Source organism: Ruegeria sp. CDSA089 (genome assembly GCF_059612205.1).
This window is the reverse complement of record NZ_JBXWQD010000003.1, coordinates 289,463-301,152: the sequence shown is the minus strand read 5'-3', so window position 1 is coordinate 301,152 and position 11,690 is coordinate 289,463. Positions and strand designations below refer to the sequence as shown.

Here is an 11,690-nt window from a genome sequence, read left to right as displayed (position 1 = left end):
GACAACTTGCCGTGAGGGGGCATAGTTCGGGCCACACGGCATCTCTAGCTTGGTCCGCATGAGAGATACCGCGCACAGCCCCCCCGCCTTCGTCCCTGCAGGTCGCAAGTTCATCGGTTCTGACCGCCGCGCGCCTCTGCGCGAGGGTTTGCAAGGCTGTGGCGAATACCATGCCGGGCAAACGGCGGGGCGGTTCTATCCCATCGCTTGCGTTGCGCTGGAGGTCACGCAAAGGTGCAATCTGGATTGCACGCTGTGTTACCTCTCGGACCGGGCCGAGATTACCTATGACCCTCCTCTGTCGGTTCTGTTTGCTCGGTTGAAGACAATTCAAAGCCACTACGGCACCGGCGTATCGGTGCAGTTGACTGGCGGTGATCCGACCCTGCGCAAGATCGAGGATCTTGAGGCGCTGTGCCGGGAAATCCGCCGTTTGGGTATGCGGTCCTGTCTGATGACAAACGGGATTCGCGCCAGCCGCGCCAAGTTGATGCGGTTGGCAGCGGCGGGGCTGAACGACGTGGCCTTTCATGTGGACATGACGCAAGAGCGTAAGGGGTTCACCTCGGAAGAAGAGCTGAACACCGTCCGCCGCGCCTATATCCGCCGGGCGCGGGGATTGGGGCTGCGTATTCTGTTCAACACCACGGTGTTTGCCGGTAATTTCGGCGAACTGCCCATGCTGGCGCGGTATCTGCGGGATCGACCCGAAGTGGCGTTTGTCTCGTTCCAGATGCAGGCCGATACCGGGCGCGGCGTGTTGCGCGAACGGCCCGAGATGATCACGCAGGACAGTGTCGCGCGCGCGGTCGAGGAAGGCTATGGGACGCCGCTGCATTTCGGCACGGCGGCTGTGGGCCATTCCAAATGCAACCGTTACGCCAGCGTCCTGACGGCCGGAGGGCGCGCGGTCTCGCTATTGTCTAACCAAAGCTTGGTGCATCGGGTGATGACAGCGCTGGAAGGGGTGGACGACAATCAGGACGCCCATATCCGTATTCGCCCCAAGGTTGGGCGCATGATCCGACGACATCCGCTGCTGGCCCTGCGCGCATTGGGGCAACTTGGGCTGAGCGTCGCTCGTCTGGGTACTGGCGTGCTACGTGGCCCGGTGCGGCGGCAAGCGGTGTTCATTCACAATTTCATGGCGGCAGATCAGTTGGACGAAGACCGCTGCGCCTCGTGCGTGTTCATGGTGGCTACGGCGAACGGGCCGCTTTCGATGTGTGTCCATAACGCGCAGCGCGACATGCATCTGGCCAGCCCTGACCGGATTGACGGCCCGACTGGTCCAAGCTGGTGGAACGCTGCCGTTCCGCGTCTGTCCAATGGCCCGGACCTGCCCGAACTGAGCGATCCGGCGCTTGCTCCGATGAAACGGCTGAAAGGGCAGATGCGCGCCCTGCGCCAGTCCCGAAAGGATGCCTCATGAGACGTCTGCTGATCCTGCTGTTGCTGCCCCTGCTTGCGGCTTGTGCCAGTGTCGAACGACTGGCCCTTCCCGCGCCCGAACCTTTGGTGAACAGCGCCCTGACCCGCGTCGCCCAACCGCCCGGAGAGCGTGTTGATCACCGCGACTGGACCACCTTTCTGAACCGCTATGTCGCGCCTGATGCGCAGGGGGTGAACCGGATGGCTTACGGGCAGGTCTCGGCCGACGACAAAGCACGTTTGGACGGGTATATCGAAGATTTGCAAGCAGTTGACCCTGCGGCGCTGACCCGTGATCAACAGCTGGCCTATTGGATCAACATGTATAACGCGGTGACGGTGGATGTGATTCTTGAGAACTACCCCGTCGCCTCGATCCGCGACATCAAGGACGGGCCGCTGTCAATCGGGCCGTGGAACCGGCCCATAGTGACGGTCGCCGGGCAGAGCTTAACCCTGAACGAGATTGAACATCGCATCATTCGCCCTGAATTCAACGAGCCGCGCATTCACTATGCCCTGAACTGTGCCGCTGTGGGCTGCCCCAACCTGATGGACCGCGCCTGGCAGGCCGACACGCTGGAGCGTGACTTTGCCGCCGCCGAACACGCCTATATCAACGACCCGCGTGGCGTGCGGTTTAATGACAATGGCGGGCTGATCCTGTCCAAGATCTTCATCTGGTTCCGAGAGGATTTCGGACCGAACGAACAGGCGGTTCTAACCTATGTCCGAACGGTCGCCGACCCCGATCTGGAAGCGCGGCTGCAAGATGTGTCCCGTGTCAGTGCCTATAGTTATGACTGGGCACTGAACGACGCGGCGGCGGGGTCGTAAAAAAGCTGCGCCAAGGTCATCTGGGCGCCCTCGGCGCTACTCAGCGACTTACAGCAAGCCTTCGGCGCGCAGCAATTCCTGCATATTCGCTTCTGGCCTTGGGCCGATATGGCTGATCACTTCGCGGGCGCAGACATTGCCGATCTTGGCGCAGGTCTCGTAATCGCGCCCTGTGGCCATACCGAACAGGAACCCAGCGGCGAATTGATCGCCCGCGCCGGTGGCGTCCACGGGCACAACCTTTTCCACCGGCACGTCCACCCGCTGACCATCGAACAAAACCGAGACGCCATCACCCGACCGGGTGCATACGACCAGAGGGCAAATCGCGGCGGTTTTGGCCAGAGCATCCTCGAGATCATCGGTTTCGAACAGCGATTTGATCTCGGCCTCGTTGCCGATCACGAAATCCAGCTCGTTCTCGATCAGCAGCAGGAAATCGACCCGGTGACGTTCCACGCAGAACGGGTCGGAAATGGCGATCCCCGCCTTGCCGCCGCCCTTGTGACAGGTGCGCGCGGCCTCAAGAAACGCGGCTTTGCCCTTTTCCTTGTCGAACAGATACCCCTCAAGGAACATGATTTGGCTGTTGCCTGACACATCCTCGGACACGTCCTGTGATGACAGTTCCGAGGAAATGCCCAGATAGGTGTTCATTGACCGTTCGCCGTCGGGCGAGACAAAGATCATCGAGCGTGAGGTCGGCAGCTCGCCACCCGGCACCGGCGGGTTGACGAAATCGACGCCGTCCTCGTTCATCGCATCCGCATAGAACCGCCCCAGCGCGTCGTCATGCACCCGGCCAATGAATGCCGCATCCAGTCCCAGTGCCCCGGCACCCGCGATGGTATTCGCGACCGAGCCGCCGGGCGTCTGCACGCGCCCCTCCATCGAGGCATACAGCACTTCGCCGCGCTCCTGCTCGATCAGTTGCATGATGCCCTTTTCGATGCCCATCAGTTCCAGAAAGCTGTCATCGGCCTGGGAGATCACGTCCACAACGGCATTTCCGATACCGGTGAGCTGGTAGGTTTTCATAGGGTCTTGTCCTCAAATTCGCAGAGATCGCGGATGATACAGGTTCCGCATTGGGGTTTGCGCGCCTTGCAGTGATAGCGACCATGCAGGATCAGCCAGTGATGCGCGTGCAGTTGGAAATCGGCGGGAATATTGTCTTCGATGGCGCGCTCGACGGCATCTACGGTCTTGCCGGGACAAATGCCGGTGCGGTTGCCGACGCGGAAGATATGGGTGTCGACCGCCTGCGCCGGTTGCCGCCACCACATGTTCAGAACCACATTGGCCGTCTTGCGCCCGACACCGGGCAGCGATTGTAGCGCGGCACGGGAATTGGGCACTTCGCCGCCATAGTCTTCGACCAGAATGCGGCTGAGTTTGATGACGTTCTTGGCCTTCTGGCGGAACAGGCCAATGGTCTTGATATGCTCGGTCAGGCCCTCTTCGCCCAAATCCAGCATCTTTTGCGGTGTGTCGGCGATTTTGAACAGCTCGCGCGTGGCTTTGTTAACGCCCGCATCGGTGGCCTGCGCCGATAGCGCCACGGCCACGACCAGAGTATAGACGTTCACATGATCCAGCTCGCCCTTGGGTTCGGGGTCGGCGTCCTGAAAACGCGTAAAGATCTCGCGGATCGTGTGGTAATCGAGTTGCTTTGCCATCCGGGCCTTAATGCCGCCCGCAGGCGCATGACACAAGCCCAAAGCCAATGCGCATGTTTCGGGTCGCGGTGGCGTGGCGCGCGGGATATGGTCCGGGGCAGCAGATGAGGTGAGTTATGAACGTCCAGACCCCCGAAAGCGGATACCACTACAACGTCATGCGCCGCGCGATCGAGCTGATTGATCAGGGCGGCGAATCCCTGTCGCTGGACGAACTGGCCCGCCAGATGGACATGAGCCCCGCGCATTTTCAACGCCTGTTCTCACGCTGGACTGGGGTATCGCCGAAACGCTATCAGCAATATCTGACGCTGGGCCACGCCAAGGCCTTGCTGCACGAGCGGTTCACCACGCTGGAGACCGCGCATAACGTGGGGCTGTCCGGAAGCGGCCGTCTGCATGACCTGTTCCTGAAATGGGAATCCATGAGCCCCGGCGAATACGCCCGCAAAGGCGCGGGCCTGACGATTTACTGGGGCTGGTTCGATTGCCCCTTCGGCCCGACGTTGGTGATGGGCACTGACAAAGGGATTTGCGGTATGGCCTTTGGCGCAGAAACCGGCGAAGCGGCGGCAATGGAGGATATGACCTCGCGCTGGCCCAAAGCCAGCTACATCGAGAACGCCGAAAAGCTGCGCCCATGGGTCGAGGCGTCGTTTGGCGCGAAACGGTCCGAGACGCCGCTGCACCTGATCGGTTCCCCGCTGCAGATCAAAGTGTGGGAGGCGCTGATGCACATTCCTTCGGGGCAAGTCACGACCTATTCCGAGATCGCGCAGCGGGTGGGGTCCCCGCAGGCGGTGCGGGCCGTGGGTACGGCCGTTGGGCGCAACCCGGTCAGTTGGTTGATCCCATGCCACCGGGCGTTGCGCAAGTCTGGCGGGCTAGGGGGCTATCATTGGGGCCTGCCCGTCAAGCGCGCCATGCTGGCTTATGAGGCCGCGCAGGCCGAGGCCTGAGACAGGCGCGCCGCGTTTTTGTTGGGGCGAATTCCTGAATTTCAGGATAATATCGTGATACGTGAATTTTGAGCGATCCCTCAAAGAACGGTTTAACTTACACACAAAGTGATTAAATTCGCATCAGCCTGCCAGGCTGACCAACAGGAGAAGGAGACGCATTATGGGCTTGCGCATCAACGACACCGTCCCAAATTTCACCGCAGAAACGGATCAGGGCACCATTCAGTTCCACGACTGGATCGGTGACAGCTGGGCTATTCTGTTCTCGCACCCCAAGGACTTCACTCCTGTCTGCACCACCGAGTTTTCTGCCGTGGCGCAACTGAATGACGAATGGGCGGCACGCAACACCAAGGTTCTGGGTGTGTCGGTCGATGGTGTGGAAGACCACAAGAAGTGGAAGAAAGACATCGAGGCCTATGGCAATGCCAATCCTGGTTTCCCGATCATTGCCGACGATGGGCTTGCGGTCTCGAAAGCCTTCGACATGTTGCCTGCCGAAGCTTATCTGCCCGATGGCCGCACCCCGGCGGACAGTGCCACCGTGCGTTCTGTGTTCATCATCGGCCCGGACAAGCAGTTGAAGCTGTCAATGACCTATCCGATGACCGTGGGTCGCAATTTTGCGGAAATCCTACGCGCGCTGGACGGTCTGCAAATGAGCAGCAAAGGCGTCGCAACCCCGGCCAACTGGGTGCCCGGCGAAGACGTGATCATCCCGCCTGCGGTGTCGAACGAGGAGGCCAAGGAGAAATTTGGCGAGTTCGAAACGATCTTCCCTTATCTGCGCAAAACCAAAGCGCCGAGCTAAGAAACAACAAAGCGGGGCATCAGGCCCCGCTTTTTCGTTCAGCAAGCCGGCTTTTGCGGATGGCTGTGTAGATAGGCGCGATAAGCTGCGCGCTTGAACTCGCGGGTCAGTTTGTCGCCCAGCGGAGGACGAGTCTGGATTGTGGACCCGCCGATTTCGCGAGCCACTTCCTGATTGCCACTGCCCTGAAGCGACAGGATTGGTTGGCCGGTTAGCCAGTGCATTTGCAGGAAGGTATCCACAGGGCGGTCGATCTTGTCAGTTGCGGCCAAAAGCCGTTCTGCCGCGCGGTGCCCGACAAGCTGGCACACACATTGCAACCCGATCACCTTTGGCAGGATCAGACGCTGATCATTGGTTTTGGCCAGCACTTGCGCCGCAACTTCGCGTTGTTTTACGGGAATGCGGATATAGTGCTCGGGCGTAGCAAAGGCCGCCAACATCTTTAGCGCTTTGGCCATGCGAATGGGGTCAATGCGCAGGTCATCTTCGGTGATGATGGCCATATCGATCTTTTCGTCCACCAGTTTGCGCCAAAGACGACGATGGCTTTCGAACACCCCGATCTCCGCAGGGCGCAATTTAAACGGGTATTCTGGATGGTGCAAATTGCCGGGAAACAGCGCAACATCGGCGATCTGCGCCGGGTCGCGACCGTTTACCGCTTCGAATAATTCCGCGTTCGGAAGGTCGCTGCAAAGTTTCTCGGCATTGGGTCGCCGCGCGGCACTAGAGGACATATGGATGACGAAAGATCGCATGTCCTCGTGCATAGAGCACGCGGACATGCGGGGGAAGGGAAACCGGAGAGAAACACTTCCCCTATTCGATCAAAATCTTTGGCGCACGCCGAAATTGATGCTGAACGCGTCGATGTCATCTTCGACGGTGCCGGTCAACGCGCCGTTCGGGGCCAGACGGTCCGAGGAAACGTCGAAGGCGCGCGAATAGCGCGTATCCAGTGTCAGGGCCGTGTTTTCGCTGACATCATAGGCAACGCCTGCGATGATCTGAGCGGCAAAGTTGGTGTCACTGTCATCCAACTCCACACCCGGTCCGTATGAGAAATCCAGATCGGTGTAGGCGACACCCAGACCCAAGCCGACATAGGGCGTGAGCGCGCTAGCGGTTTTGAAATCGACCAGAACATTGGCAAACAAGGACGTTTGGGTCACATCACCCGAAACGTTGACTTCGCTTGCGGGCCCGTTGCCGGAAAAATTCACTCCGTCTACGTCATTGTCCCGATAAGAGAGTTCAAGTTCGACCCGAGTGGCGATGCTGTCATTGCTCCACTGTGGGATTTCTTTGCCGATGGCAATGCCCAGTCCAAACCCACCGTCAAAATCGGTATCGACGGATTCCGGGCCACCATTGACGGTGCCGGTGAAATCGCTGTCCTGCAAATTGCTGTAGCCAGCAAATCCGTGGACGTAGAGGTCATCTGTGAGGCTTTGCGCAACCGGTGCTGACGCGCTGAGGCCCAGCACCGCCGAGGCGAGAATAATTCGCTTAACCATGTCCATGTCCTTTGTTCCAAATGGTTATGAACCCACATGTGGACAAACTCGCCGCAAATGAAAGACAGGCGAGCTTCACTTCGATTCACAGCTTATTGGGGTGGAGTGATCGAACAAGCAGTGCGGGTTTGTTCAGATGTTATTGCAGACCGCCGCGCCGGGATCGCATTGCGGTGTGCCCTCGACCGCAGAGACAGGTCTTACGGGGCGTAACCGGTCATAAATGATATGAAAAACATAGGTGTAGATCGAATAGGTGATCGTCAGCCCAAGATTGAAAGCCAGTGCGGCCTGCAGGGAATGGCCGCCAAAATACATCAGCAACGGGCATGTAATAATAATCGCGGTGACCTCATGCAGCACCGCGTGGACGATCCGCAACCGGTGTGGGCGGGCGCTTGCCAGGCGGCGGGTTCGGTGCCGTTCTATCCAGTCGAACAACGTGTTGAAAATGGGCGACCAGATCAAAATGACGATGGACAGCAGGGAAATCAGCGCAAACCCATGCGCCATCGACGCCCCCGCGATATATGCATAAACCGGCGAGACGAACGCGATCCCCACCACCTCGAAACTACATGTTTGGATGACTCGTTCTTTGAACGATCTTAATGTCATGGCCCATTCCTTCGCACACACTTATTGGTTGTGCGACGTCGGCCCTGCATGCTCGGTCGCGGGTCTTTCGACCCTGGCGCAAATTGTCATGCCGAAAGCCTTCTGACTGTGAAGTTCGACACATTCGCGCGTCTTTCTCATTCGATTTTCCGCAGCGGTTCGGGATTTGGCGTAAATATGCTATGGTGCCGCGATCGGGGCGGGTGATGACAGGTATCGGGCTTTCACATCAGGAGAGTTACGATGGCATTCACAGATTGGTACGTTGAGGGCGAAGCCTTCGGGAATTGCAACTGCGGCTACGCCTGCCCCTGTCAGTTCGAAGAATTACCCACCAATGGCAATTGCAGGGGTTTCGAAGTGCTGGAGGTCTCCAAGGGGCATTTCGGCGACACTGATCTGGCAGGCACCAAAGCGGCCCTGATCTACGCGTGGCCCGGCCCGATCTTTGAAGGCGGCGGCGAGATGCAGGTGATTATTGATCCCAGCGCCTCGGACGCGCAGCGCGATGCGTTGGAAAAGGTGTTTCACGGTGAGGAAACGGATGAGATGGCCACCCATTGGTTCGTCTTCCGTGCCATGTGCAAGACCGTTCACGAGACACTGTATCTGCCGATTGATTTCGATATCGACATCGAAGGGCGCAAGGCCAAGGTCACCGTGGGCGATGTGCTACAATCCACGGGGCGTCCAATTCAGGCCCCGCACGGCGGCGGCGAGCATCGCGTTCGGATCGACATTCCCGGCGGGATCGAATTCACACTGGCCGAGATCGGTAGCGCTTCGACCAAGGCGGATGCAGCGATCAAGCTTGATCTGAACGACAGCTATGGCCAGTGGCACGTGATGAAACATGGGCCGTCCGGTGTTGCGCATTGAACAATGGCTTGTGGTCACACCCGCAGCAGGGTCAACTGATCCGCGAGGTGTGACCCGATGATTGAAATTGAAAACTGCGCCGCGTTGCCGCCCAAGGATCAGCTGAATGGCATCCTGTCGCAATATTACGACCTGATTGTCGAACGCATGGGCGCCATGGGGTTCGAGATTGATCCATCCGCCCCGGAAAGCGCCTTAGCCGAATTCTGGGCGCGCCCCGAGGATTACCTGCCACCCAATGGTTGCCTGGTCGTGGCGCGGGATGGGCAGTCCGCGATTGTGGGGTGCGGGATGCTGAAGCGTCTGGATCAAGAGACCGGTGAGTTAAAGCGCGTCTTTGTCACCGAAAGTGCCCGTGGCACCGGAACCGGGCGCGCGTTGATCGTGGCGCGAGAGAATGCCGCAAGACAGATGGGTTTGAAACGGCTGGTGGCCGATACGTTGACCCCGAATGTTGAGATGCGCAGCCTGTATCCGAAGCTTGGGTTTGTGGAACTGGACACACCGATCGAGACAACAACCTACAAGGACCAACCGATGTTGCGACCGCATCTGCATTACTTTGCCAAGGACTTGTAGGGTCACAAAAAAAGACCCCGGCCAGAACCGGGGTCTTTGGTAATTCGAAAAGAGGCGCTGATTATTCGGCGTCTTCTTTCTTTTCTTTCTTTTCGGGAACGATCTCTTCGCCGGTTTCCTGATCGACCACTTTCATCGACAGGCGAACCTTGCCGCGATCATCAAAGCCCAGCAGTTTGACCTTTACTTCCTGACCTTCCTTCAGAACATCCGAGGGATGGTTCAGGCGGCGGTTTTCGATCTGCGAGACGTGCACCAGACCGTCGCGCTTGCCAAAGAAGTTCACGAAGGCACCGAAATCGACGATCTTGACCACTTTACCAGTGTAGATCTGACCTTCTTCGGGCTCTGCGACGATCGAGTGGATCATCTCGTAAGCTTTCTTGATCGACTCCCCATCGGGCGAGGCAATCTTGATCACGCCGTCGTCGTTGATGTCGACCTTGGCACCCGAAACCTCGACGATTTCGCGGATGACCTTACCGCCCGAGCCGATCACTTCGCGGATCTTGTCGGTTGGGATGTTCATGGTCTCGATGCGCGGGGCGTGGACCGAGAATTCGTTGGTCTCGGACAGGGCTTTGCCCATCTCGCCCAGGATGTGCATCCGGCCGTCCTTGGCCTGGGCCAGGGCTTTCTCCATGATCTCGGGCGTGATGCCCGCAACCTTGATGTCCATCTGCAGCGAGGTGATGCCGTTTTCGGTACCCGCAACCTTGAAGTCCATGTCGCCCAGGTGGTCTTCGTCACCCAAAATGTCGGACAGGATGGCATAGTTGCCGTCATCTTCCAGGATCAGACCCATGGCCACACCGGCAACCGGTGCTTTCAGCGGAACGCCCGCATCCATCATCGACAGCGAGCCGCCGCAGACCGACGCCATCGAGGACGATCCGTTGGATTCGGTGATCTCGGACACGATACGGATCGTGTAGGGGAAGTCGGTCGCGGCAGGCAGAACCGCCTGCAGGGCGCGCCATGCCAGCTTGCCGTGGCCGATCTCACGACGTCCGGGGCCACCCACGCGGCCAACTTCACCAACCGAATAGGGGGGGAAGTTGTAGTGCAGCAGGAAGTTCGATTTGAAGTTGCCGTGCAGCGCGTCGATGAACTGCTCGTCATCACCGGTGCCCAGGGTGGTCACGGCCAGCGCCTGCGTTTCACCACGGGTGAAAAGGGCGGAACCGTGCGTACGCGGCAGCATCGAGGTTTCAGCAACGATCGAACGGATGTCGGTGGTCGAACGGCCGTCGATCCGCTTGCCGCCTTTGACGACGTCGCCTCGCAGGATGCCGGCTTCCAGCTTTTTCATCGCGGAACCGAGGTTGCCGTCTTCTAGCTGTTCTTCGGTCAACGCTTCTTTGATTACTTCGCGGGCCGCGGCAACGGCGGTGGTGCGCTCTTGCTTGTCGGTGATCGCGAAGGCGGCGCGCATCTGCTCTTCACCGGCTGCGGCCACAGCAGCGTAGAGGTCCGCATAGTCGGGGGCGGCGAATTCAAACGGCTCTTTCGCAGCTTCTTCGGCCAAGCTGATGATCAGGTCGATAACCGGCTGAATTTGTTCATGCGCGAAGGTCACGGCGCCCAGCATTTCGGCCTCTGACAGCTCGTAAGCTTCCGATTCCACCATCATCACGGCATCTTTGGTGCCGGCGACAACCAGATCCAGACGCTGTTCAGGGTTCAGGCGCAGGTCCTGCATGTCGTCTACGGTCGGGTTCAGGACGTATTCGCCATCCACGAAACCAACGCGGGCACCGGCGATCGGACCCATGAACGGCGCGCCGGAAATAGTCAGAGCAGCCGACGCAGCAATCATTGCAACGATGTCGGGATCGTTGACCAGATCGTGGCTCAGCACGGTGCACATCACCAGAACTTCGTTTTTGAAGCCATCGACGAACAGCGGGCGGATCGGACGGTCGATCAGACGCGCGGTCAGCGTCTCTTTTTCGGTCGGGCGCGCCTCGCGCTTGAAAAAGCCACCCGGAACTTTACCGGCAGCATAGTATTTCTCTTGATAGTGGACGGTCAGCGGGAAAAAGTCCTGACCGGGCTTTTGGCTTTTGGCAAAGGTCACGTTGGCCATGACGCTGGTTTCGCCCAGCGTGGCAATCACGGTGCCGTCCGCCTGACGGGCAACCTTGCCGGTTTCCAGTGTCAGCGTCTCTTCGCCCCACTGAATCGATTTCTTTGTTACATCAAACATATGCGTATCCTAGAACGGAGCACTCCCGCCCCTGCGGGTCTCCGGTTTGCATGGCGGCCCCATTGCCGCCGACCCCATTTATCTTCCATTCGAGTGCCAGGGTCCGGGCACAACGTCTCAGATACCCGCGCGCATACATGAGTTTGAGGGGGAAGGGAAGCGAAA

Annotated in this window: 12 protein-coding genes; 6 read left to right on the top strand and 6 right to left on the bottom strand. The window is 59.0% G+C overall.

The window, feature by feature from the left end:
• Positions 1 to 58: 58 nt before the first annotated feature.
• Both AC2FJ6_RS10370 and AC2FJ6_RS10365 read left to right on the top strand, forming a co-directional pair.
• Entirely contained in the window at positions 59 to 1,432 is a 1,374-nt protein-coding gene (locus AC2FJ6_RS10370; protein WP_496668926.1) for a radical SAM protein, read from the top strand.
• Positions 1,429 to 2,268 carry a DUF547 domain-containing protein gene (locus AC2FJ6_RS10365; RefSeq protein ID WP_496668924.1) on the top strand — a complete coding sequence of 280 codons (840 nt, stop codon included), beginning with the start codon at positions 1,429 to 1,431 and terminating at the stop codon, positions 2,266 to 2,268. The genes AC2FJ6_RS10370 and AC2FJ6_RS10365 overlap by 4 nt, the downstream gene beginning before the upstream one ends.
• A 48-nt stretch (positions 2,269 to 2,316) precedes the next feature.
• Here AC2FJ6_RS10365 and AC2FJ6_RS10360 read toward each other — a convergent pair whose 3' ends face one another.
• Positions 2,317 to 3,306 (bottom strand): adenosine kinase, encoded by a 990-nt coding sequence (locus tag AC2FJ6_RS10360; protein WP_480550149.1) that lies wholly within the window; start codon positions 3,304 to 3,306, stop codon positions 2,317 to 2,319.
• On the bottom strand, positions 3,303 to 3,947 hold the full coding sequence (gene nth / locus AC2FJ6_RS10355) for an endonuclease III (protein WP_170772829.1): 645 nt from the start codon (positions 3,945 to 3,947) through the stop codon (positions 3,303 to 3,305). Before nth ends, AC2FJ6_RS10360 begins: the two co-directional genes overlap by 4 nt.
• 116 nt (positions 3,948 to 4,063) lie before the next feature.
• On the opposite strand from nth, the gene AC2FJ6_RS10350 reads away from it, so the two are divergent.
• Together AC2FJ6_RS10350 and AC2FJ6_RS10345 are read left to right on the top strand one after the other, a co-directional pair.
• Positions 4,064 to 4,906: a bifunctional helix-turn-helix domain-containing protein/methylated-DNA--[protein]-cysteine S-methyltransferase gene (locus tag AC2FJ6_RS10350; protein ID WP_170772828.1), complete on the top strand. Its 843-nt coding sequence runs from the start codon at positions 4,064 to 4,066 to the stop codon at positions 4,904 to 4,906.
• A gap of 163 nt (positions 4,907 to 5,069) precedes the next feature.
• Positions 5,070 to 5,720: a peroxiredoxin gene (locus AC2FJ6_RS10345; protein WP_170355987.1), complete on the top strand. Its 651-nt coding sequence runs from the start codon at positions 5,070 to 5,072 to the stop codon at positions 5,718 to 5,720.
• A 38-nt stretch (positions 5,721 to 5,758) separates the two neighbouring features.
• Here AC2FJ6_RS10345 and AC2FJ6_RS10340 read toward each other — a convergent pair whose 3' ends face one another.
• From AC2FJ6_RS10340 to AC2FJ6_RS10330, 3 genes are all read right to left on the bottom strand, one after another.
• Entirely contained in the window at positions 5,759 to 6,481 is a 723-nt protein-coding gene (locus AC2FJ6_RS10340; protein ID WP_170772827.1) for a glycosyltransferase family 25 protein, read from the bottom strand.
• Between the two features lie 69 nt (positions 6,482 to 6,550).
• Positions 6,551 to 7,240, bottom strand: coding sequence for an outer membrane protein (locus AC2FJ6_RS10335; protein WP_170772824.1), 690 nt, complete (start codon positions 7,238 to 7,240; stop codon positions 6,551 to 6,553).
• A gap of 132 nt (positions 7,241 to 7,372) precedes the next feature.
• The gene (locus AC2FJ6_RS10330; protein ID WP_170785137.1) at positions 7,373 to 7,858 is read right to left on the bottom strand and encodes a PACE efflux transporter; all 486 of its coding nucleotides are present in this window, start codon (positions 7,856 to 7,858) and stop codon (positions 7,373 to 7,375) included.
• A gap of 243 nt (positions 7,859 to 8,101) precedes the next feature.
• Here AC2FJ6_RS10330 and AC2FJ6_RS10325 point away from each other — a divergent pair, with 243 nt between their 5' ends.
• Together AC2FJ6_RS10325 and AC2FJ6_RS10320 are read left to right on the top strand one after the other, a co-directional pair.
• Positions 8,102 to 8,737, top strand: coding sequence for a DUF1326 domain-containing protein (locus tag AC2FJ6_RS10325; protein WP_170772820.1), 636 nt, complete (start codon positions 8,102 to 8,104; stop codon positions 8,735 to 8,737).
• A gap of 57 nt (positions 8,738 to 8,794) precedes the next feature.
• The gene (locus AC2FJ6_RS10320) at positions 8,795 to 9,316 is read left to right on the top strand and encodes a GNAT family N-acetyltransferase (RefSeq protein WP_170772818.1); all 522 of its coding nucleotides are present in this window, start codon (positions 8,795 to 8,797) and stop codon (positions 9,314 to 9,316) included.
• A gap of 61 nt (positions 9,317 to 9,377) precedes the next feature.
• On the opposite strand, the gene pnp is transcribed toward AC2FJ6_RS10320, so the two are convergent.
• Positions 9,378 to 11,525 carry a polyribonucleotide nucleotidyltransferase gene (gene pnp, locus AC2FJ6_RS10315; RefSeq protein WP_170772816.1) on the bottom strand — a complete coding sequence of 716 codons (2,148 nt, stop codon included), beginning with the start codon at positions 11,523 to 11,525 and terminating at the stop codon, positions 9,378 to 9,380.
• Positions 11,526 to 11,690: the final 165 nt, after the last annotated feature.